General features: G+C 72.6%; 16 protein-coding genes and 1 pseudogene. 12 read left to right on the top strand and 5 right to left on the bottom strand.

Annotation, left to right across the window (positions count from 1 at the left end; genetic code table 11):
• Window positions 1–71: 71 nt before the first annotated feature.
• Together IHE55_RS00380 and IHE55_RS00375 are read left to right on the top strand one after the other, a co-directional pair.
• On the top strand, window positions 72–1,556 hold the full coding sequence (locus tag IHE55_RS00380) for an MFS transporter (RefSeq protein WP_372442595.1): 1,485 nt from the start codon (window positions 72–74) through the stop codon (window positions 1,554–1,556).
• A 498-nt stretch (window positions 1,557–2,054) separates the two neighbouring features.
• Window positions 2,055–2,387: an NIPSNAP family protein gene (locus IHE55_RS00375; protein ID WP_197987170.1), complete on the top strand. Its 333-nt coding sequence runs from the start codon at window positions 2,055–2,057 to the stop codon at window positions 2,385–2,387.
• Window positions 2,388–2,666: 279 nt separating this feature from the next.
• On the opposite strand, the gene IHE55_RS00370 is transcribed toward IHE55_RS00375, so the two are convergent.
• Window positions 2,667–5,735 carry an FG-GAP repeat domain-containing protein gene (locus tag IHE55_RS00370; protein WP_307826420.1) on the bottom strand — a complete coding sequence of 1,023 codons (3,069 nt, stop codon included), beginning with the start codon at window positions 5,733–5,735 and terminating at the stop codon, window positions 2,667–2,669.
• A gap of 414 nt (window positions 5,736–6,149) precedes the next feature.
• Between IHE55_RS00370 and IHE55_RS00365 the strand changes: the two genes are divergently transcribed.
• Entirely contained in the window at window positions 6,150–7,460 is a 1,311-nt protein-coding gene (locus IHE55_RS00365; protein WP_197987169.1) for a hypothetical protein, read from the top strand.
• A 101-nt stretch (window positions 7,461–7,561) separates the two neighbouring features.
• On the opposite strand, the gene IHE55_RS32090 is transcribed toward IHE55_RS00365, so the two are convergent.
• Together IHE55_RS32090 and IHE55_RS32485 are read right to left on the bottom strand one after the other, a co-directional pair.
• Window positions 7,562–7,885, bottom strand: a complete 324-nt coding sequence (locus tag IHE55_RS32090; protein ID WP_307826419.1) for a nitroreductase family protein — start codon at window positions 7,883–7,885, stop codon at window positions 7,562–7,564.
• A 155-nt stretch (window positions 7,886–8,040) separates the two neighbouring features.
• Window positions 8,041–8,145: pseudogene (locus tag IHE55_RS32485) on the bottom strand (nitroreductase family protein); the annotation flags it as partial.
• 214 nt (window positions 8,146–8,359) lie between these two features.
• Here IHE55_RS32485 and IHE55_RS00355 point away from each other — a divergent pair.
• Window positions 8,360–8,944: a TetR/AcrR family transcriptional regulator gene (locus IHE55_RS00355; protein ID WP_197987168.1), complete on the top strand. Its 585-nt coding sequence runs from the start codon at window positions 8,360–8,362 to the stop codon at window positions 8,942–8,944.
• A 72-nt stretch (window positions 8,945–9,016) separates the two neighbouring features.
• On the opposite strand, the gene IHE55_RS00350 is transcribed toward IHE55_RS00355, so the two are convergent.
• Window positions 9,017–9,823 (bottom strand): nucleotidyltransferase domain-containing protein, encoded by an 807-nt coding sequence (locus IHE55_RS00350; RefSeq protein WP_197987167.1) that lies wholly within the window; start codon window positions 9,821–9,823, stop codon window positions 9,017–9,019.
• 231 nt (window positions 9,824–10,054) lie between these two features.
• A complete protein-coding gene (gene rph, locus IHE55_RS00345) occupies window positions 10,055–12,652 on the bottom strand; it encodes a rifamycin-inactivating phosphotransferase (protein WP_197991681.1) in 2,598 nt (865 codons plus the stop codon).
• 685 nt (window positions 12,653–13,337) lie between these two features.
• Between rph and IHE55_RS00340 the strand changes: the two genes are divergently transcribed.
• The 8 genes from IHE55_RS00340 to IHE55_RS00305 all read left to right on the top strand — a co-directional run bounded on the left by IHE55_RS00340 (window position 13,338) and on the right by IHE55_RS00305 (window position 22,218).
• Window positions 13,338–14,267, top strand: coding sequence for an SDR family oxidoreductase (locus tag IHE55_RS00340; RefSeq protein ID WP_307826418.1), 930 nt, complete (start codon window positions 13,338–13,340; stop codon window positions 14,265–14,267).
• A 158-nt stretch (window positions 14,268–14,425) separates the two neighbouring features.
• Window positions 14,426–15,151 (top strand): helix-turn-helix transcriptional regulator, encoded by a 726-nt coding sequence (locus IHE55_RS00335; protein ID WP_197987166.1) that lies wholly within the window; start codon window positions 14,426–14,428, stop codon window positions 15,149–15,151.
• A 32-nt stretch (window positions 15,152–15,183) separates the two neighbouring features.
• Entirely contained in the window at window positions 15,184–15,678 is a 495-nt protein-coding gene (locus IHE55_RS00330) for a DUF3291 domain-containing protein (RefSeq protein WP_197987165.1), read from the top strand.
• Between the two features lie 429 nt (window positions 15,679–16,107).
• Entirely contained in the window at window positions 16,108–16,416 is a 309-nt protein-coding gene (locus tag IHE55_RS32480) for a GNAT family N-acetyltransferase (RefSeq protein ID WP_307826416.1), read from the top strand.
• Between the two features lie 394 nt (window positions 16,417–16,810).
• Window positions 16,811–17,551 carry a HEAT repeat domain-containing protein gene (locus IHE55_RS00320; protein ID WP_232265390.1) on the top strand — a complete coding sequence of 247 codons (741 nt, stop codon included), beginning with the start codon at window positions 16,811–16,813 and terminating at the stop codon, window positions 17,549–17,551.
• Window positions 17,545–18,717 carry a MerR family transcriptional regulator gene (locus tag IHE55_RS00315; protein WP_307826415.1) on the top strand — a complete coding sequence of 391 codons (1,173 nt, stop codon included), beginning with the start codon at window positions 17,545–17,547 and terminating at the stop codon, window positions 18,715–18,717. The genes IHE55_RS00320 and IHE55_RS00315 overlap by 7 nt, the downstream gene beginning before the upstream one ends.
• 562 nt (window positions 18,718–19,279) lie before the next feature.
• Complete coding sequence (locus IHE55_RS00310; protein WP_232265741.1) at window positions 19,280–21,049, top strand: S8 family peptidase; 1,770 nt, start codon at window positions 19,280–19,282, stop codon at window positions 21,047–21,049.
• Between the two features lie 515 nt (window positions 21,050–21,564).
• Window positions 21,565–22,218, top strand: a complete 654-nt coding sequence (locus tag IHE55_RS00305) for a beta-ketoacyl reductase (protein WP_197987162.1) — start codon at window positions 21,565–21,567, stop codon at window positions 22,216–22,218.
• The last annotated feature ends 225 nt before the right edge of the window (window positions 22,219–22,443 follow it).

Raw genomic sequence — 22,443 nt, 5'->3', positions numbered from 1 at the left:
CCTCCGCCGCGAAGCCGGTACGGGACCACCTTCCCTGGTCCGTGACGGCCCGCCTCTGCTACTTTCGGAACATGTTCGAAAAGTTGTCGCGAGGACGGATGGCCGCGATGGGGCGAAGGCACGACAGGGAGGCCCGGCCGGGGCTCACACTCGCCGCGGTGGCCGTGGTGCAGTTCATGGTGTCGCTGGATCTGACGGTGGTGAACGTCGGACTTCCCCGCATCGCCACCGGCCTCGGCTTCGACGCGGTGGGCCTGGCCTGGGTGATCCACGCCTATGCCCTCGCCTTCGGCGGGCTGCTCCTGCTGGGCGGCAAGGCCGCCGACCGGTACGGTCGCAGGCGGGTCCTGCTGCTCGGGCTCGGCCTGTTCGGCCTCGCCTCGCTCGCCGGCGGGCTCGCCCGGGAGCCCGGCCAGCTGATCGCCGCCCGCGCCGGGCAGGGCATCGGCGCCGCCGCGCTGGCTCCGGCCGCGCTGGCGCTGCTGACCTCGGCGTTCCCCACCGGGAAGGCCCGCGTCCGGGCCTTCGGGGTGTGGAGCGCGGCGAACGCCGCCGGAGGCGCCCTGGGCGTCCTGATCGGCGGCCTGCTCACCGAGTACGTCGGCTGGCGCTGGGTGATGTTCGTGAACGTACCGATGGCCGCCGGCGCGCTGGCCCTGGCCCGGAGGGGCGTCGCCGCCGACCCGCCGACCGTTCGCGGGGGCCGTCCGGACGTGCTCGGCGCGGTCCTGGCGGCGTCCGGCATGTCCCTGCTGGTGTTCGGTGTCGTCCGTACCGACCGGCATCCGTGGACCTCGCCGACCACCCTGACGACGCTGGCGGCCGCCGCCGCGCTGCTGGTCGCGTTCGTCCACGTGGAGCGGACCACCACCCGCGAACCGCTGGTCGGGCCCGGCCTGTTGGCCAACCGCTCGGTCGCCGGGGCGAACGCCTACAACCTGCTGGTCGGGGCGGCCATGGCCGCGGCCTTCTACTTCCTGTCCCTGTATCTCCAGCAGGTCCTGGGGACGGGCCCGGCGCCGACCGGGCTCATGTTCCTGCCGTTCGCCCTCGCGGTGGTCGCCGGTTCCGTGCTCGCCATCCGGCTCGGCCACCGTCTCCCTCCCCGCCTCCTGCTGGTCGCCGGCGGACTCCTCACCGCGGCCGGGCTCGCCTGGTTCGGCCTGATCGACCCCGACGGATCCTTCGCCACCGACGTCCTGGGGCCCTCGCTCGTCACCGGCACCGGCTTCGGGCTCTGCCTGGGGCCGGTGGTCTCCATCGCCACCGCCGGCGTCGCACCCCACGAGGCCGGCACCGCCTCGGGCCTGCTCAGCAGCTCACGACAGATCGGCGCCTCACTCGGACTCGCCGCCCTCGGTACCGCGGCCCATCACCGCACCGGCCGGGACACCAGCCCGGAGGCCCTGAACGACGGGTACGCGCTCGGCCTGTCCCTCGGTGCCGCACTCCTGCTCGCCGCCGTCCTCATCGCCCTCACCGTCCTCCCGCGGACCGGCCCGCCGCCCCGGACCGGGCCGAGCGCCGACCGCGAGATGCTCCGCGCGCGGGAGTGACCGGGCGCGTCCGCCCCGCCGGCCCGAAGCACCGCCCGCACCCGCCCGGACGGGGTGCGGGCGGATGCGGCCGCCGGACCGCGAGGCGGCGCCGGGACCGCGCACCGAGGCCGGGCCCTCAACCCCACCGTGCCCATGCGGACCATACGGCTGCTGGACGGACCTTCTTCGCCTCCTACCGGAGTCCGCAGGACACACAGCACCGCCTGGGTGAGGGGAGTGTTGGGCCGCGAAGCGTGCGAACGTTGCGGTCGGCACCGTCGCCGTGTCAGCTCCACACACCACTTTGGCCGGACCCCCGGCTCCGGCAAGGGCCGGTTCGTCCGGGCAACCGGCTGTGCGGTGCGGCTCGCCCGGCGTGGGCCATGTCGCGCCCGGGTGAACGGGCATACCCGGGCTGTCGGTGGAGGGATTGACCAGGCAGCCATCGCGTCAAGCGCCACGTGCCGGCACCTCGGCCCTCCGCACCGCCCACCGGCGGTACGTTAGCCTCACCAGGTGATTACTTGCGTTGTCGAGTACGTGATCGATCCGGCAAAAATCGAATCATTCGAGAGATTCGGGCGGCGCTGGATGGAATTGGTGGACCGGCACGGCGGCACACACCACGGGTACTACCTTCCCGCTGAAGGAGCGAGCGACAAGGCGCTGGCCTTGTTCACCTTCCCCAGCCTGGCGGCCTACGAGCAGTACCGATCCCTGTTCGGCCGGCACCCGGATTTCATCGACGCGGATCGCATCAGAGACGACAGCGGCTGTGTACTGCGCTACGAGCGCACCTTCATGCGCCCCTTGCTTCCCGGCTCCGGCCAACCGACCGCGACGCCGTAGCCACAGCAGCGTGGAGAACCGGCCCCCACCCGAGGCGGCCTCGTCTGAGGCCGGTTGGCGGTCACGGTCTCCCGTGAGGAGAGGCCCGGGGAGCCGGGCGGGGCATCGCTGCCCGGGGCCCGGCCGGTCCGGTCCGGGCGGCCAACGGACTGGGGGCGAGCGGCCGGTCCGGGCGGTGGCAGGGACGGCGGGCACCTGGGACCGGGGCGGCGGGCCGGTGCCCGGGTCCGGGCCCCGTCGGACCCGGACACCGGCACCGGCACCGGCACCGCGTCCGGGTCAGAAGAGAGCCTTGTGCTTCCACCCCGTGGCGATCTTCGTCCGCGCGGTGAAGGACCCGTTCCCCTTGCCGTCGTGGCGGTAGACGTTCCCGCTGGAGTCCCGTACCACCAGGTCGCTCCGGCCGTCGCCGGTGAGGTCACCGACGCCGACGATCGCGTTGTAGGACGCTCCCCAGTTGCCGAAGACCTTCACACGGTCCTTCAGCTTGCCGGTGCGCTGCCCGTCGTGCCGGTAGAGGGTGCCGTCCTTGTGACGTGCCAGCAGGTCGCCGAAGCCGTCGCCGTTCAGGTCGCCCGCCCCGGCGATCTTGGTGTACCCGGTCCAGCCCGAGTGGATGCGCCGGCCGGCCGCCAGTGTCCCGTCGCTGTTGGCCGCGAAGAGGTGGATGTCCCCGTTCGAGGATTTCCTCGCCAGCAGGTCGGGCCGCTTGTCCCCGGTGAGGTCGCCGGGCGAGGTGAGCACGTTGTAGGCGTTCCAGCCGGTCCCGAGCTTGGTGTACGGCGTGGTGGTGGTCAGCCGCTCGCCGCACCGGGGCTTGTAGCCACGCAGCGAGCCGTCGGCCATCCGGACCAGGACGTCGTTGCACCGGTCCTTGTTCAGGTCGCCGAACGGCACCGCCACCACGGAGGTGGGCCAGCCGCCGGACGCCGTCTTCCCGGAGAACGCGCCCTTGCCGTCGCCGTGCTGGAAGGCCAGCTCACCGGAGGTGCTGAGGGTGAGCAGGTCACCGGTGCCGTCCGGGCGGGAGCGGGCGCCGGCGTGGTCGCGGAGGACCGGGGCGCCGCCGTTCAGGGCGACCGTGCCCCGTACCTCCAGCGGAGCGCCCGTGCCGTCGGCGGGGGTGATCGACAGGGTCCAGTCGTACTTCCCGTTCGGGAAGAACACCTCGCCGGCCGATGTCCGGACGGCACCGTGCCAGCCGACGGTGAGCTCACCGCGCGCGGCGCCGCCGGAGGTGGTGTCCACCACCTTGCCGGTCGCCTTGTCCCGCACCGTCAGCCGCCAGCTCGCCGAGGGCTTGGAGAGCAGGACCGTGGTGAGGGTGCGCGGGGTGGTCCCGGGCCGGGCGGCGTCGAGGGAGGAGGCGTTGCCGGCCGGGCCCAGCAGACCCAGGGGCTGGGCCGGCACACCCGACGGCACCAGGTGGACACGCTCCTGGGCGTCCACGTAGGCGGCGTTGGCGCCGGAGTCGTCCACGGTCCAGCGCACGTCGCGCTGCGAGACCCCGGTGTCGGGCAGTTCGGCGATGACGCGGCTCGCCGGGGTCCCGCCGGTGACCGTGGTGAGCGTGAGCGTCCCCGCGCGCCGGTCGTGGGTGACGACGTAGCCGTCGCCGAGCCGCGCCTCCCCGGACGGCACGGGTACCGACGTCTTCGTCACCCGGTCGTACACCCCCGCCCCGGCGTCCGGCCCACAGCTCCAGTACAACCAGCGGCCGACCACCTGCAGTTCCTCGGGCACGCAGCCGGTGCCGAGGGTGAGGGTGTGGGTGGTCTTCCCCGTCGACAGGCTGTACTCGGTGACGCTGCCCGGGTCGCTGCCGGCGGTCCACAGCACGTCCCCCCACAGCGCGGCGGCGCCCGGTGGGCGGGTGAGGGGCGCGGCGGAGTCGTCGAGGCGGTAGACGCGGTTCCCGCTCGCCGTGACGTGGAGGACGTAGCGGCCGGACACGTCGGTCACCTGCCCGCCGGCGGGCACCGCGCGCTCGAACAGGCCGCGGCCCGGCCCGTTGGCCCGGAGCCGGTCGGAGCCCGACGACGTGGTGTCGCGCTCCACCCAGACGACGCGTCCGTCGGCGGTGCCGTGCAGCCGGGAGCATCCGGCGTCCCCGGCCGGGCACTCGGCGATGAGCACATCGGTGGGGGTGAACGCGGTGCGCTCGCCGAACGTGGGGGGCCCGGACGCGGCGACGGTGCGGACGTAGTCGTCGCGCCGCCCGCCGCTGGGGTCGGTGACCACCAGCCTGCCCTGCTCCAGGGAGAGCCCCTGGATCGCCGCGGGCGGCTTGGGCAGCGGTTTGACCCGGGTGACGACGGGCCTGCCGTCGGCACCGGCGGTGATGCGCTGGATGCCCCAGTCCTCCGTGGCGGTCCGGCCGACGAAGACCGCGCTGTCGGCGGGGCCGACGGAGACGCCGGGGTTCGCCGTGCCGATGGTGACCGACGAACCGCCGGCGATCGGCTGCGCCCGCACCGCCGTCCCGCTGCTGGGCCGGTGGACCAGCCAGTCGCCCACGACCGCCAGGCCCTGGGCCGGGTTGATGCCACCGCCCTGCAACTCAACCTCGGTGGCGGCCACCGAGAGGTCGGCACGTGGCAGCACCAGCACCTTCGCCTTACTGATGCCGTAGACCACGACGTGGTCCCGGCCCAGCTTCGCGTGGTAGTAGTCCGGGGGCATCTCCGCGCTCCAGCCGCGGACCTGCCCGCTCTCCCGGTCGACGGCCACCACCCGGGTACGGCCGGAACCGTCCGAATCGGCTGTGAAGAGCACCGTCGTGGCATCCGCCCCGCTCGGCCTGTGCAGCCTCATACCCGGCGCATCCTCGACCCGCACGTCGCGCGTGGTCCCGTCGGGCCCCGGGGTGAGCAGATGGAACTCGAAGGCGCTGCGCCCCTGGGCGTCGGTGACCTTGCGGTAGGTGACCGCCGTGGTGCCGTAGACGGCGCTGCCGGTGATGTTGAACAGTTGCTGCCCCTCCGGAATGCGGAGGGTGCGCGTCGTCCCGTCGGACGCGTCCCACAGGTCGACGCGGCCGTCGCCGAGGCGGTGGGCCAAGGTGTCGCTGCCCGTCCCGTTGGTGGGCGGCGAGCCCTCATACGCCGGGGCGGGGAAGGTCTGCCCGTCCACGTAACGCGTCCACACCAGGCCTCGGTGTCCTTCGAGGCGGTGGAAGACCCCCTGTGCCCCGGCGCCGTCGCTCCCCGTCGTGGTGTCGGCATAGAACAACGACGCCGAGGTGACGGTGTTGCGCAGGGTGGCCGGTACGACCGTCTCCTGGGGCCCGTCCACCGCGGACGCCGTCGGCAGCTGCGGGCTCAACCCGGCCGCCAGAGCCGCGGACACGATGAAGACCGCGCCCGCACGCCGCGCGGGACGACGGCGTAACACGCCGTGACGCATCATGGAATTCCCCTCCCCTGTGGGCATGAGGGGGTGTGCACCGTCACCGGCACCGATCCGGCCCCGGTTGCCCCGTCCCCCTCGCCAAGTCGGCCCATGCTACCCGCGCGCCCGGCCTGGTGATCATCGCCCGTGCCTCCTTCCGCCATCACGGCCGGGCGCGGCCACGGGCCGCCCGGTGCCGCGCCCGACGGAGTACCACCCGGGTGCGACGTCGTCGTCATGGACGAGCGCGACATCGAGTGCACCGGTCCGTGCGGCGGGCGACGACAGGCCGGTGATCCACGGATGACGGCCCTGCGTGGTTCGTGTGTGGCGGCGGGCGTAGGCTTCCGCCGGGAACCGAGGGGGGATCCGATGACCGACGACCGTCAGGTGACTGTGCCGGTGTGGACGCTGGCGACCGCTGACGTCCGGGTGCCGGGGCTGACCGCGGGCGAGCCGATGACGGCCGATCGACTGGCCGAACTGCGCGGGGTGCTCACGGTCCTGGCCGACCAGCCGATCGTCACGCTTGAGGTGCATCCGCTGCCCGGCACGATCGACCGCGGCCGTGGCGTCCCACTCGATGCCGCGAGCCCCCTGGCGCAGCAGCTGTCACAGTTCATCGCGCAATCGGCGCGAAGTTCCCTCACGGTGGCCAGAGCGACCGCTTCCGGCGAGGGCCTGTATCGCATGGTGGTCCCGGCGAAGGTCGCCGCCCAGGTCGGGCAGGGCATCATCCGCCCGATGGTGCCGAAGGGGGGTGCCGGCGGCCTCTACGGCGAACTCGTCAGCTCCACGGGCAGGATCGCCGCCAAAGCGAGGTTCGTGCCGGTCGGGGGAGCGGCAGCGGCGGGTACGGCCGGCGGGGCCGGTGCCACCGCCGGTGCCGCGGCCGCCGGCGGCACCGCGCTCACCGTGGCCGCTCCGCTGGTGCTCATGGCCGTGGCGGTGGGGGTGAGCGCGCACGCCGACCACAAACGCCGGCAGGCCATCGATCACATCACGGACCTGCTGGAGCAACTGCAGCAGGACAAACTCGACGACGAGCTCAGCGAACTCGACGCCTGCCGCAGCGTCATCGACAAAGCCACCGCCATCCTGCTCGACCAGGGCAAGCTCGGGGTCTCGCTGGGGCTCGACTCAGCGGTGCATGCCATCAACACGGCGCTGAGCAAGGCCGGCCGCCGCCTGGCCCGCTGGCGGAGCACACTTGACGGACTGCCCGAGGGCGAGGCCGTCGAGCTGAGCACCTTGACCAAGTCGTTCCCCGGGATCGACGACCAGGGCGGCATGTTCCGCGCCCACCTCGAACTCGCCTCCCTGGCCGTCGCGCTGATGCGGCGGGTGGTGATCCTCCAGGCGGTCGAGCACGCCCAGAGCGAGCCCGGCAACCCGTTCGAGAACTTCACCCGCGTCCTCCAGCGCGATCAGCAGCGCCTCGACGAACTGGAGACCGGCATCGCCGAGGTGCTGGTACGCCTGTCGGCACTGGAGCTGGCACGCCCGAACGGGCTGCGACCCGTCTTCACGACCGGTGAAGTCGATCGCCTCATGAGCGCGGCACACCGGATTCGCAGACTGGGCGACGGCGTCACGGTGAAGAGCCGCGCGACGGACGTCGCGATCGAGATCGCCCGCGACAAGGACGGCTCGGTCGTCGTGTTTCCCGCGCTCCCCGTATAGGCGCGGACAGCACGCGCCGCCACGGCAGGCGCCACCCCGTCGTCCCGGCCGGCAGCCCGCACCGGCACAGCGGCCCGCACCCGGCAGCGAACGAAGCGCGGTCAGTCGTGGAAGGTCGTGATTTCTTCGAGTGGCGCGCGTTCGGTGGTGATGCGGTTGGCCGGTGCGGCTTCGTCGGAGTAGCCGAAGGAGATGCCCAGGAGCAGTCGTCCTGTGGTGGTGAGTTCGGCGCGGACTGTGTCGGCGTAGAAGCTCAGCAGTCCTTGGGGGCAGCTCGCCACGCCGTAGGCGGCCATCGCCAGGAGCAGCGTCTGCATGTAGGCGCCGACGTCGGCGGCCAGCCGGGGCCCGCCGTCCCCGGTGACGAACAGGAACGCGGCGTGCGGCGCGCCGTAGAAGCGCAGGCTCTGCGCGTCGTAGGCCACCCGCGCCTCTCGTGATCGTCGGGGCCGATGCCCAGGGCTCCGTACAGCCGGGCGCCGAACGCCGCCCGGCGCGCCTGGTGCACCTGCGCGTACATGTCCTCGGAGTACGGGTAGTCGGCCGAGATGCGGCGTGCGGCGTGGGCCGCCTGCAACGCGTTGGCCAGGCGCTCACGCGCGGCGCCGCTGACCACCTCCACCTGCCAGGGCTGCGCGTTGGAGTTGGACGGCGCGGCGCCGGCCAGGGAGAAGATCGCGCGCATCGTGTCCTCGGGAACGGCGTCCGGGCGGAACGCGCGGGTTGCGTGACGGCCGCGTATCAGCTTCTCCGCGTAGCCGCTCATATCGGTGGGGACCGGCAGGTTCATGCAGCACTCCTCGATGGCAAGCAAAGTAAACGCGAGCGTTTACTTCGTCGGTGCGGGAGACCCTAGCAGGCGCCACCCATCGAGGTAAACGCGGACGTATACTTGGCGTGTGAGTGCGACGACGGCCTCCGAAGGGCGCGGGCGCGGCGGGCGGGAGCGCATCCTGGCCGCTGCCACCCGCCTGTTCGCGGTCCAAGGGATCAACGCGACCGGCATGGAGCAGGTCGCGGAAGCGGCACCGGTCTCCAAGCGCACGCTCTACGCGCATTTCCGCACCAAGGACGACCTGGTGATCGCCCACCTTGAGCACCTCGCCTCGTCCGGCGCGACGTTGGAGAGCGTGCTGACCCGCGAGGACATTCCTCCGCGGGAGCGGATCCTTGCGCTGTTCGACCAGCCCGCACCGGACGCGGCACCGGTGCGCGGCTGCCCGTTCATCGACGCGGCGGCGGAGTTTCCCGACCCGCACAGCACGGTCCACTCCTACGCCCGCGAGCAGAAACTGCGGATGGTGGGGCTGGTCACCGCGCTGGTGACGGAGCTGGGCTGCCGCGAGCCGGTCGCACTCGCCGAACAACTGGTCACCCTCGCGGACGGGGCGGCCAGCCGGGCCATGGTGCTGGACGAGGCGGATTACGGCCGGCACGCACGGGCGGCGGCGGAGACCCTCCTCGCGCACGCCCTCGCAGGCTGACTCATCGGCCTCCGGCTGCCCCGCTGTTGCGTGCTGTCGCCCGTCGGGTGTCGAGTCACGGCATGGCGCCCGTCAGGGACGCGGGACCTTCTCTCCGTGCACGGCCGCGTATTCGGCCGCGAGCCAAGGACCGAGGTCATCGATGAGCATCCCGAGCACCGCCAGGTCGGGTGAGGGCGCACGGCCGGTGGACACGGCGGCACGCATCTGCTCGACGCGGTCGGGGTAGTAGCGGCCGAAGAGCTCGGCGGACCGGTGAAGGTCGCTGGTCCAGCCGCCCCATCGGGGCATGATCAGGGTGAACCCTGTGCGGACGATGCGACGGCCGACCAGACGGCTGAGGGCCCGGCGATCGGCGTCCGTGGTGGCTGCGGCTGCTCGGGCACGCCAGCGGGGGAGCACGCGGGCGAGGTCACCGTTGGTCTCCCGCGCGAGAAGGGCTGTGGGTCGGTAGCGGGGCAGTTGTTCCGCGAGGTCAGGGCCGAGCAGCGGGGTGCAGAGGCAGGCGATGAAGAAGCCGCCGTCGTGACGTTCGACGTCGCTGAGCAGCACCCGTGTGCTGGTCAGCAGGATCCCGACGCCGTCGATCTGCGGGAACGCACGGTCGAGTACGGTCTCGATCGTTCTGGCGTCAGCCAGGTCGGCCTCGGTGGGCTCGCCGTGGAGGGCGAGCTGGAGGTCGAGGTCGGAGACGCCGGGGGTGGCGGTGCCACGGGGGATGCTGCCGTAGAGGTAGGCGCTGTGCAGGCGCGTTCTGCCGAACGTCTCGGTGATATGGGCGCGGGCGGCATCGACGACGGGGACGAATGCCGCCGGCACGCGGTCCAGTGCGCCCTCGCGTGCGATCGTTCCGTCGCGGTCCAGCCCTCGTTCATGCATGGGGCCACTGTGCCTGGTGCTGCTGTGCGCTGCCGAGCGGATTTCCTCGATCGGTGCGGCATCCGAGAAACACACCGCCCACGCGTCCACCGGCGGGCGGTGCGGCACCGTCCCGCCGGGAGCACCACCGCACCGCGCACCGCCGTCCGTGGCCGACGACCGCCGGGCGACCGGCCGCTCCACCCCGGCCGGCGCCCGGCCCGGCCGGCGCCGCCAGGGGGGAGCTGCCGGTCAGGGCAGCAACTCGATGTAGCCGTCGGTGCCGTGGACGCGGATCCGCCGGCCGTCCGGGATCAGGGAGGTCGCCCGCTCCACGCCCACGACCGCGGGCAGGCCGTACTCCCGGGCGATGACCGCGCCGTGGGTCATCAGCCCGCCCACCTCCGTGACCAGACCCGCGATCCCCACGAAGAGCGGCGACCAGCTCGGGTCCGTGTAGGCCGTGACCAGGATGTCGCCCGGTTCCAGATCGGCCTGCGTCATGTCCAGGACCACGCGGGCCCGCCCTTCGACGGTCCCGGCGGAGACCGGCAGGCCCGGCAGGGCGCCGGCCGGTGCGTCGTCGCGCCGGTACGCCCCGTTGAGGGCCTCACCGTCCGAGGTCAGCACCCGGGGCGGGGTCAGTGCCCGGTACGCGCGGAACGCGTCCTTGCGCCGCCGGATCAGCTCGCCGTCCGCCCGGAGCGAGCGTGCGGCTTCACGCAGTTCCTGGAAGGTGAGGTGGAAGGCGTCCTCCTGCTCGGCGAGCACCCCGGCCCGCACCAGCCGTTCGGCCTCGGCGAGCAGGGCCCGCTTGTAGACGAAGTAGCGGCTGACGATGCCGTACTTCGGGTACTCCCGGTACCCGATGAAGGTGCGGACCCGGTCGATCATCCGCTTGGTCTCGTCGGCCTTCCGCTCCCCGTCCGGCAGGGCGCGCAGGCGGGACAGCACCTCCTGCTCCTTCCGCAGCGCCTTCTGCCGGCCTTCCTCGAAGCGCCGTGCGGCGGCGCCCGGCGGGAAGTTCCGGATGTTGTCGAGGATCGCCGGCACCAGGGCGGAGGGCTGTTCCCGCCACCGCGGTCGCGTGATGTCGATCTCGCCGACACAGCGCATCCCGTAGCGGTCGAGGTAGGCCTCGATGGCGTCACGCGATTCGGGGCCGCCCGGGAGTTCCGCCAGGTCGTCGAGGAAGTCGTCGTCCCCGACGCCCTGCAGGAACGCCACCACCTCCGGATGCGGGCGGACGGCGTCCGCGACGTCCATCAGCGCCAGGCCCATCTGGGAGGTGACGTTGCCGGGGGCGGACAGCGTGAGGGTGTCGGCCGCGTTCTTCTCTCCCAGCCAGTCCCGCAGGTGGTCGTTGAGCCACCAGGTGGCCTCCATGCCCGCCATGATCACCTGCATGCTCAGCGGATCACCGAGGACACGCTTGTGCTCCTCGAAGGCCTCCAGCAGGAAGTCGAACAGCTCCGATCCGGTCCTGGTGCGGATGTCGCGCTCCAGCGCGGCGACGGACGCCTCGCTGCGCTCGACCAGTTCGGTGACCAGGGCGGGGTCGGTGTCGATCGGGGCGGGGGCCCCGGCTGCCGGCGGACCGCCGGGGCTCGTGTCGGGGAGCGACGGGACGAAGTCGCCGCGGTCGAGGAGCGTCCGCAGCGCGTCCGTGATCAGCGGGTCGCCCCGCCCCATCAGGTCCAGGAGGGCGGCGCGGCTCGCGGGTGCGGCCAGCCGCGGGGTGACGTCCACGAACAGCCGCCCGCCGGCCTCCTGCATCGGCACCATGGCCGTCATCCGCCACATCGACAGACCGAGGGGCTTCATGGCGTCGGTCATCATCTGCTGGTGCCCGACGGAGACGTAGACGTGATTCTCCTGGTCGTCGGCCTCGGGGACGGGGAACAGCGTGGTGACGGGCCGGCTCTGCACGATGTGGAAACCCTCGCCGTCCAGGCACCATTCGATGTCCTGGGGGCGGCCGAAGTGCGCTTCGATCCGCCGCCCGAGCTGTGCGAGCCGCAGCACCTGGGCGTCCGTCAGCGCCGGCTGTTCCTGCCGTCGCGCCTCGACCGCCACGTCCCGGGTGCCGCCCTCCGGCAGGGCGCGGACGGCGCGCTGCTTGGCCACGATCGTCCTGTCCACGATCACGCCGTCCCGCACCCTGAAGACGTCCGGGTTGACCAGCCCGGAGACCAGGGCCTCGCCGAGGCCGAACCCGGCGTCCACGGTGGCGGTCTTCCGGTGACCGGTGACGGGATCGGCCGTGAACAGGATGCCGGACGCCTCCGGGAGGACCATGCGCTGCACGACCACGGCCATGCGCACGGCACGGTGGTCGATGCCCTTCGCGAGCCGGTAGGTGACGGCCCGCTCGGTGAACAGCGAGGCCCAGCACCGGCTCACGTGCTCCAGGACCGCCGCCGGCCCCACGACGTTCAGGTAGGTGTCCTGCTGGCCGGCGAAGGACGCCGTCGGCAGGTCCTCCGCCGTCGCGCTGGAGCGGACGGCGTAGGCGGCCCGCTCACCGAACCGGCCGAGGGCGCCGGTGATCGCCTCCGCGACGTCGCCCGGGACGCCGGCTGCCCGGACGGTGCGGCGGAGCCGCGCGCCGAGCGTGCGGATCGTCTCCTGGTCGTCCGGGCGGACCCGCGCCAGCTCGTCGAGCTGTCCGGCGATCGACGGCACGTCCGCCATGACCCGCCGGAAGGCGTCCGTCGTCACACAGAAGCCGGCCGGCACGCGGATCTCCTCGATCCTGGACAGCTCACCCAGGTGCGCCGCCTTGCCGCCGACGGCCGCGACCTGGTCGCCGGCGATCTCGCTCAGGTCCACCACGTACCGCTCGTCCACCGCGCCGCCTCCCCGGACCACCACACCGCCGCCACCGCACACGTCTACCACCGGACGCACCTCGCGTACCTCATTTCCGCAGGTCGGGTATCGGCCGCCGATTCTCCGCCGCGACGGGGGCCTTGTGGCAAGCCCCCCGGTGCGCTATAAGTTGAGCATGGCAAGGAGAGCGCTCTCCTTGCCTTTGGTGTTTCCCCGGGGATGCGGCGACCGTCGCACCACGAGCCGGTCACGGACCCGGCCCGTGTCGCCTCGCGGGTGCCGTCCTTCCTCTCCCCGGGGTGATGTGCCGATACCGGCGCCCGGACCCCGCGGGATTCACGACGCGTCCCCCGGCGGGCCGCCGGGTGTCGCGCCGGCCGTCCCGGGCGACGTCCGGGGAACCGGCTCCTCCGCCCGGCCGGGCTCGTCCCGCGCAGACCCCGGCCCCGGTGGCCGTGTGGGCGCGGGCCCGTCCCGGCCTCCTCCCGCCATTGCCCGAAGCGCCGCGCCCGAGCCCCAGGTCAGGACGTCTCCGGCCGCCGCGAAGGCCGTGCGTGCCCTCCCCGCCGCGTGCCGGCCCCGGGCGGGCGGCGACGGTTCACGCGAGGGCCGGCCGTTTGAGTGCCTGCGCCACGGACAGGCGAAGGACAGGTGCCGACGGAGGACGGCACCGACCGAGTACGGGAGCACGTGGAGGTCAGTGGTGGTGGAGCAGAACAGCGCGGGCGACGGACCGCTCGACCGGCCGGCGATGCCGCAGGAGGAGGCGGAGATCACCCCGCCCTACCGCTTCCAGCGGCAGCAGCGGCCCGGCCTCGAAGAGCTGATGGAGGTGCGCCCGCGCTACCAGGCCCCCCACTACCGGGGCTCCGGGAAGCTCGCCGGGAAGGTGGCGCTGATCACCGGGGGTGACTCCGGCATCGGCCGCGCGGTCGCCGTTCTCTACGCGCGGGAAGGCGCCGACGTCGCCATCGTGTACCTGCCCGAAGAACAACGCGACGCCGACGTGACCCGCGCGGCGGTCGAGAAGGAGGGCCGCACCTGCCTGCTGCTGCCCGGTGACCTGTGTGACCCGGCGTTCTGCGCGAACGCCGTCGAGCGCACCGTGGAGGATCTGGGCGGCCTCAACGTCCTGGTGAGCAACGCCGCCTACCTCAACAGCCAGAACAGCCTGTCCGACCTGACGGCCGAGGACTTCGACCGGGTCTTCAAGACGAACGTCTACGCCTACTTCCACCTGCTCATGGCGGCGCTGCCGCACCTGTCCCACGGCGACGCCGTGATCGCCACCGCCTCCGAGGAGGCACTCAAGGGCAGCGAGATGATGATGGACTACGCCGCCTCGAAGGCGGCCCTGGTGGTCTTCACCAAGTCCATCGCCTCCCACCTCGCCGCGCGCGGGGTCCGCGCCAACGTTGTGTCCCCCGGTCCCACCTGGACGGTACTCAACCTGGCCGGCCAGCGCTTCCCCGACGACTACCTGACCAACCTCGGCAGTTCCGCCCCCATGGGACGCGTCGCCCAGCCGGAGGAGGTGGCTCCGGCCTACGTGTACCTGGCGTCCGATGCCGACTCCAGCTTCACCGTCGGTGAAGTGATCGCCGTCACCGGCGGGCTGACGGACACGCGCTGAGGACCACGCGCGCGCCGGGTGACGCCATCCGGCCGGCTCTTCCCTCGCACCGCCGTCGTCGACCACGCCGGGGTGAACCGGGGTCCTCCTCGGGCCGCACCCCGCCGCGGCAGGCCCGGCCTTCCATCTCCCACCTGCGTTGTTCCTAGGATGGCCGCGTGGAGGACATCGACGCGATCGCGGTGCTGCAGGATCCGGTGCGGCGCCGCCTGTACGAGTACGTGGCGGCACGGGGCCGGGAGGTCGGCCGCAACGAGGCCGCGGAGGCGGCCGGGGTGGCGCGCACGCTCGCCGCGCACCATCTGGACCGGCTGACCGAGGCCGGGCTGCTGGAGAGCGGCAGCCGTCGCCTGACGGGCCGTTCGGGCCCGGGGGCGGGCCGTCCCGCCAAGGTGTACACGCGGGCGCGGACCGAGCGGGCGGTGTCGCTGCCCGCCCGTGACTACCGCACCGCCGCGGAACTCCTCGCCGAGGCCGCCGAGCAGGCCCGGCTGGATGCCGAACTCTGCGCCGCCGCGCGCCGCCGGGGCGAGGCCCTGCGCGGCTCGGCGGCGCCCTGCGGTGGACTGGAAGAGGCCATGGACATGCTGGCCGCCCGCGGCTACGAACCCCACCTGGAAGGCGGCGAGGGTGCCGAGGAACTCCAGGGCACCGCAGCCCCGGAGGCCGCGGAGCGGACGGCCCGGGCAGCCGCACCGGTCGTCCGGATGCGCAACTGTCCCTTCCACGCCGTCGCCGAGCGCCACCCGCCGCTGGTCTGCGGCATGAACCTCGCGCTGCTGGAGGGGCTGCTCGGCGCGGACGGCCCCGTCCGGGCACGGCTGGACGCCAGGCCGGGGGAGTGCTGCGTGGTGGTCGAGGCCACTAAAAACAATGATCGTTGACATAGAAGAACGGGCCGTGCTGGGATGAGGCCATGACCTCATCCCGGCACGCCGCCCACCTCGCACAGCTCAACGTCGCCACCCTCCGTCATCCCCTCGACGACCCACGCACGGCGTCCTTCGTCGAGTTGCTCGACCCGGTCAACGCCGCCGCCGACGGTGCGCCCGGCTTCGTGTGGCGGCTCGTGGAGGACGGAGCGGCCGATGCCACCGGCCTGCGCCCGGCCGGTGAGGACGTCATCGTCAACCTGTCGGTGTGGGAGACCCAGGAGGCGCTGTGGGACTTCGCCTACCGCAGCGGGCACCTGGACGTGATGCGGCGGCGGCGCGAATGGTTCGAACGGCACGTCGAGGCGCACCTGGTGCTCTGGTGGGTCCCCGCCGGTCACCTCCCCACCGTCGGCGAGGCCCTGGAGCGGCTGGCGGAGCTGCGGGCGCACGGCCCCTCGCCGCGCGCGTTCACCTTCGCCTCCTCCTACACCGCCGACGAGGCCGCCCCGCACCTCCCGGCCGCCCCGCCCGCGTGATCCGCATATGCGTGGACCGGACGCGGGCCGGACGGCGTCAGCGGTCTTCGAGCCGTGCTGCGCCAGTGGTTCGTTCCGAATTCGTTGGACACCTTTCAGATTGGTGAGCGAGCATCCGCGGGTGACAGATGAGGCCGACCACCGGCTACCGCCCAGGCGGGGCCCGAAACGAATCCGTTGTGTCGAGCTGTCCGGCTGGGCGATGTCCGCGTTGCTGGCCGGAGACCTCTCCGAAGCCAGCAGGATGGCCGGGGTGTCCCTGCCCGGGTATTTCGTGACCGACAGAGCACGGTGGTTGTGGCGGTTCCGGCTCGACCAGATGGCCGCCGATCCCGGTCATGCGCGGTGGATGGTTCGGCAGGCGGTCGTCGGCGACAATGGCCTGGTCGTCGGACATGCCGGATTCCACGGACGCCCGATGAGGCCGGCATGGTCGAGATCGGCTATTCCGTCGCTCCCGACTTCCGCCGCCAAGGATATGCCCGGTCCATACTGATCGAGTTGCTTCACCGGGCAGCAGCGGAACCCGCTGTCACGACCGTGCGGGCGACGATCGGTCCCGACAACGTGGCATCCCTGGCCACGATCTCGGGATTTGGCTTTGCTCAGGTCGGGGAGCAGTGGGATGAGGAGGACGGTCTCGAACTCGTCTTTGAGGCCCCTGCCTACACAGGTGACCGGGCGCTACCCGGTACTCGTGCAAGTGATCAGCGCGCACACCGTCAGCTCCGAGGCTGACCACGACCGGCACGTCGTCGTCACGCATGAACGCCTCATTCCAGGACCGTTGAGCAGGGCCTGGTTGAAGTAGCTTGCCGCTGACACGTTGAGGCGGCAAAGGGCGCCGTGAGTCCAACGAGGGGGGAACGTTTGACGCTGGTGTTCTTCCGCGGGCGCGGTGGACGCGCGGCGTCTCTGCCCCCGCGGTCGGCGTACGGCCCCGACCAGTTCTGGCCCCACCCCCGCGGCCGGCCGTACCGGCCACTTTTCACCCGGCCGCCAGGATCCGTGAGCAGCGGATGTTCCCGAGCTGCCGGTCACGACTTGACCTTGGCACGGTGACAAGGTTTTCAGTGGGGCGGAGGAGGTGGTACCGATCAACACGACCGACACGACCCCACAGAACACCCGTTTGTTCAACGCCCTGGGCGCCGAACATGCGTCGGTCCGGCTCCGGGCCGCTCTGGCGATCGGCTCGAACCCCGACCCCGTGTTCCTGGAGATACTCGTCGAGCGGTGCGGGATCGAGCCGGACTTCTTCGTACGAGACATGCTGTCCTGGGCGCTGACCCGCCTCCCGCCGGAGGTCACCCTGCCCCGGATCCGCCGGGAGCTCGCATCCGAGCGGCCCCGGGCCCGCGGCCAGGCCCTGCACACACTGTCCAAGATCGGTGACAAGAGCACGTGGACCTGGATCACCCGCGACATGCTGCGGGACGCCGACGACGAGGTCGCGCGGACCGCGTGGCGGGTCGCGGTCGTCCTCGTGCCCGACGACGAGAAGAAGGACCTGGCCGACGAACTGGTTCTGCACCTCGGCCGTGGCGACCGCAAGGTGCAGCTGAGTCTGAGCCGGGCCCTGGTCGACCTCGGTGACACGATCGAACCCGCCCTGGCGGGAGCCATGAAGAGTTCCGACCCGGCGGTGGCCGCGCACGCCCGTGCCACCGAGCTGCTCCGGCAGGACCCGGAGACCGGTTTCGACGTGGCCCTCGACGAGGCGAAGCGCGTGGTCGCACTCGGCCCGGAAGGAGTTGCTGCCGCCGCCGCGTCAGCGGACGCCGCGACCTCGGAAACCGCCGGACCGGCGGAGACGGCCGAGCTGACGGCGGCCGCGGAGACCGCCAATGCCCAGGAGGGGACAGTGTGCTGATCGGCGAGGTGGCCCGCCGCTCCGGGGTGAGCACCCGGATGCTCCGGCACTACGACGCCCTGGGACTGGTGCGGCCCACGGGCCGCACCGTCGGTGGCTACCGCGAATACTCCGCCGAGGACGTCCGCACCATCTTCCACGTGGAGAGCCTGCGGTCCCTCGGGCTCTCGCTCAAGCAGATCGGGCAGGCCCTGCAGGACCCTGCCTTCACACCGTCCGACCTGGTCAGCGACCTCGTCCGGCGGACCGAGGACCGCCTGGCACGGGAACAGGAGTTGCTTGAGCGGCTCCGTGCGATCGACGCGTCGGCCCCCACCGACTGGCAGCACGTGCTGCGCATCGTCGCCCTGATGAGGGAACTCAGCTCGGCCGACGCAGCGCGCAGACAGCGGGCCGTCCTGACCCGGCCGGAGAGTGCGTCGGTACCCGCCGAACTGCTGGCCGAAGCGATCCTGGCCGAGCCCGACCCGCACGTCGCGGGCGCCCTGCGTTGGGCGCTCGCCCGATCAGGCGGCGACGGCGTGGCGACGCTGCACGCCGGCACGCACTCGCAGGACGCCGGCATCCGGCGGCGCGCGGTGCTGGCGATCGCCGAGATACCGGAGGCTCCGGGTGCCACCGCAGTGCTGACCGACGCCCTCACCGACCCGGACACGACGGTGCGCGGTCACGCTGCTCTGGCTCTGGGCAGGCAGGGTGTGGCCGCGGCCGTGCCCGCACTCGTCAGCATGGTGGTGGAGGGGGTCAACGACGTCGACGCGGCGGAGGTCCTGGGATCGCTGTCCCGGAACCCCGCGTGCACGGACCGGATCACGACCGCCCTGGTCGGCGCGCTGGCCGCGCCCACCGCGGACTCCGCGACGCGGATCCGCCTGACTCAGGCGCTGGTCGAGATCCCGGGCACGACCGCGCAGGAAGTCCTGCGCCAACTGGCCCGCGATGACGACAGCGCTGTCGCCCTCGTCGCCTCAGCCCTTGTCGGAGCCCACCAGGACCAGCACCGCGGGGCGGGGTGCGGCCACGGGCGGTCGCCGCACCCCCGGGAGCGGACCTCACCGCCGTCAGCCGCGGCGGCCACGGCGAGGCCCACGTGTCCGGCGGAACCGAACCTCCGGCCACCCTCACCCTTCCCACCCCGCTCGACGACGGCGATCTCCTGGCACTGACGAGCCCGGAGGCGGCGCCTAAGGCCGACCCGGTGGGACGCTGACGGCCGCGGTGCCGCCGACGTCGTACGGCCGCTCGCACCGGGGGATGCGGCCCGCACCGGAGCGGGCCGGGGCCGGGGCGGACCACCGGGCCGTGATCCGGCGGCGACCGGGGAAAAGAGGTGGCGGAAACAGCCCGGGCGGACCGGCGTCCGGCAGGAGATCGGGGACCGAGGAAGCAGGAGGAGGCAGGAAAGGGGAAAGCCGGGAGACCAGGGGGGACACGCCGGACGGGGAAGGCCGGGCGGGGCTCATCCGCCGGCACCCTCGGGCGCACCCCGCCACCCTCACCGGCACGGGGTCTTCCCGCACCGGGGTACCGGGACCCGTACCGGGTTTTCCCTGCGGCCCGGGCCGTCCCGGGCGCCCGGCCGAGTTGCCGACGGACGAACCCTGTTGCTCACGGCGGACATCCGGCATGTTGTGTCCGTCCCTCGCGCGGAGGGATGGTTCACCCCCCACCCGTGGTTCCTCGGAGGACCCCTTGACCCTCATATCCAGACGCCTGCGCCCGGCGACCCTGGCCCTGGCCGCCGCCGGCGCGGCGCTGACGATCCTGGCACCCGCCGGGCTCGCCGGCGCCGCCCCCGCGTCCGCCTCCGCACCGGCCTCGTCGTCCACCACGTCGTCCACCGCCTCGGCCTCCGGCGCCTGGGCCGCCGGCACCCGTGCCTACCTGGTCATCACCGCCCCCGGTGACACGACGTCGGTCCGCTCCGCCGTCACGGACAACGGCGGTACCGTCTTCGCCCACTACGACGCGATCGGTGTCGTCGTCGCCCACTCGGCGTCCGCCTCCTTCGCCGCCACGATGCGCGGGGTCTCCGGCGTCCAGCAGGTCGGAGCCACCCGGACCTCGGACGTGCCGGCCGACGCCTACAACCCGGCCCTGCCCTCCACGCCCTCGCAGACCCCCACCACCCTGACCGAGACCAACCGCTGGGACATGACCCAGATCAACGCCGACAAGGCGTGGGCGGTCACGACCGGCTCCGCCACGGTCAAGGTGGGCGTGCTCGACACGGGCGTCGACGACCGGCACCAGGACCTGGCCCCCAACTTCAACGCCGCCGACTCGGTGTCCTGCGCCTACGGCAGGCCCGACACCCGGGCGGGCGCCTGGCGCGACGTCGACACCCACGGGACCCACGTCGCGGGCACGATCGCCGCCGCGAAGAACGGCAAGGGCGTCATCGGCGTGGCGCCGAACGTGAAGATCTCCTCCGTCCGCATCGCCGAGCCCGGCAGCGGCCTGTTCTTCGCCGAGAACACCATCTGCGGCTTCGTGTGGGCCGGTGACCACGGCTTCAAGGTCACCAACAACAGCTACTACACCGATCCGTGGATGTTCAACTGCCCCGACGACCTCGACCAGGGCGCCATCATCGAGGGCGTCCGGCGCGCCCAGGCGTACGCCGAGAGCAAGGGCTCCCTGCAGGTCGCCGCGGCGGGCAACTCCGACTACGACCTCGCCAACAAGACCACGGACACGTCCAGCCCCAACGACTCCACACCGGTCCGGCGGACCCTCACCAACGCCTGCATCGACATCCCCACCGAACTGCCCGGTGTGGTGACGGTGTCGGCCACCGGCAAGGGTTCGGGCAAGGCGTCCTACTCCAACTTCGGCACGGACGTCATCGACATCGCCGCCCCCGGCGGTGACGGGGCGAGCGGCGTCTACTCGACCCTCCCGGGTGGCAAGTACGGCAACCTGAGCGGTACGTCGATGGCCTCCCCGCACGTCACCGGCGTGGCGGCACTGATGGTCAGCGTCAACCCGTCGCTCACCCCCGCCGACATCCGCAGCCGTCTCGCCGCCCAGGCGAGGGACCTGCCCTGCCCCGCCGACCGCCGCTGCACCGGGACCACGGCGAAGAACGGCTTCTTCGGCGAGGGCGAGACCGACGCGCTGAAGGCCGTCGGCGGTGCCACTCAGCCGCCCGGCAAGAGCTTCCAGAACCTCGACGACATGGCCATCGCCGACAACGCCACCGTGGAGAGCCCCATCACGGTGAGCGGGGTGAGCGGCAACGCCCCGGCCACCCTCAAGGCCGGTGTGGACATCAAGCACACCTACCGCGGTGACCTCGTCCTGTCGCTGGTGGCGCCCGACGGGACCGTGTACCCGCTGGAGGACTTCGCCGACAGCGACGGTACGGACAACGTGGCCAAGACCTACACGGTCGACGCCTCGGCGGAGACGGCGAACGGCACCTGGAAGCTCAGGGTGCGGGACATCGCCACCCGTGACACCGGGACGATCGACAGCTGGAACCTCACCTTCTGATCCGTCCCGACCCGACGGCGCCGCAGCGGGCCCGTGACCTCCCACAGGCTCACGGGCCCGCTCCCGTACCCGCCGCGGCCGCCTGCCGGACGCGGCCGGACACACCCCCGGTGCGGGGTGTACCGGCGAGACGGTCGCCGGCGGCGAACACCAGCGGTACACCGTCGGAGGTCGGTTCGGCCGAGCGGAGTGGTGGCCGGTGTGCTCCGGGCAGGGGGTGAGGCGGCTCCTCGGCTGCGGTGCGGGAACGCCGCGGCCTCTGCCGCCCGACCAGGGCGCGGAACACATCGTGGTCCTGGTGCGGGAGGGAGGAGACGCCGATGCTGTCCGCTCCCGGCTCGCCACGACCGGCGCGCGGGCCACGGTGGACTCCTGCGACGTCGGCGATCGCGCCGCTCTCGCGGAAATCCTCGCCAAGATGCCCGTGGAGCACCCGCTGACCCGCGTCCTGACGTTCATCCCCACCGCACCGGCGGGCACCGGCGGAGGAGCGGACCCGCGAGCTCACCCTGCCGGTGCTCCACCTCGACGCACTCACCGCAGTCATGGAGCTGGAGTCCTTCGTGGTGTGCGTTCCGCTGGCCGGCTTCCTCGCGGTGCCGGACCACCAGGAGCAGGCGCCCGCGGCGGCGCTGCTGGGCGCGCTCGTGGAACGCCGCCGGGCCCAGGGCCGGGCCGCGTCCCTGCTCGCCCTCGGCCGGTGCACCGCGTCCGCCGTCGGCACCGAGGCCGTCGACGCCGATCCGTACCTCGGCGGAGGCTGGCAGCGGCCGATGCCCGAAGAACTGGTCGGGCCGGTGCTGGAACGGGTGCTCGCGGAGAGCCCCGGCGAGACCCTCGCCTTCGGCGACATCCACTGGGGCGACGTCGCGGACCACCTGGCGGAGCGGTCATCGACTGCCGTGTTCGACGACATCCCGGCCGTTCGCGACCGGCGGGCGGCGGTCCGGGGGCCCGGTCGGCACGGGCAGGCGCCGGAGTGGACCGTGGCGTCGGAGCAGGTGGCCGCGCTGCCGGAGGAGGAGCGGCACCGGCTGCTGCTCGACGTGGTGCGCTCGCAGTTGGCAGCGGTGCTGGGCTACGGCGGTTCCGACACCGTCGGCCCCGAGGCGGGTCTGCGGGACTGGGACCGGAGTCGGTCACGGCGGTGGAACTGCGGCGCAGGCTGAGCGCTGCCACCGGTCTGCCGCTGGTGACCACGACGAACGACCCGACCGTTGTCCCTCCCGCCATCACCCACCCTGGCCCACCGGTTCAACCCGGTGCGCCGCCTCGCACCGCTGCCTGCCGGAAGGCCACGACGCCACGAATTCCGCGCCCGAACGCGACGCGTGCGGTAGACCGTCTGCCGGCCGTCTCCTTCCGCACTGCCATCGGAAGGAGGAACTCCAGCA

It is taken from the genome of Streptomyces pactum, from assembly GCF_016031615.1.
Lineage (GTDB): Bacteria > Actinomycetota > Actinomycetes > Streptomycetales > Streptomycetaceae > Streptomyces > Streptomyces pactus.
This window is presented reverse-complemented; position numbering and strand designations above follow the sequence as displayed.

Bases quoted from the DNA above. Each gene is read 5' to 3' on its own strand.
- IHE55_RS00365 (WP_197987169.1), top strand. From the start codon at position 6,150: ATGACCGACGACCGTCAGGTGACTGTGCCGGTGTGGACGCTGGCGACC.
- IHE55_RS00380 (WP_372442595.1), top strand. From the start codon at position 72: ATGTTCGAAAAGTTGTCGCGAGGACGGATGGCCGCGATGGGGCGAAGG.
- IHE55_RS00350 (WP_197987167.1), bottom strand. From the start codon at position 9,823: ATGCATGAACGAGGGCTGGACCGCGACGGAACGATCGCACGCGAGGGC.
- IHE55_RS00330 (WP_197987165.1), top strand. From the start codon at position 15,184: ATGACCTCATCCCGGCACGCCGCCCACCTCGCACAGCTCAACGTCGCC.
- IHE55_RS32480 (WP_307826416.1), top strand. From the start codon at position 16,108: ATGGTCGAGATCGGCTATTCCGTCGCTCCCGACTTCCGCCGCCAAGGA.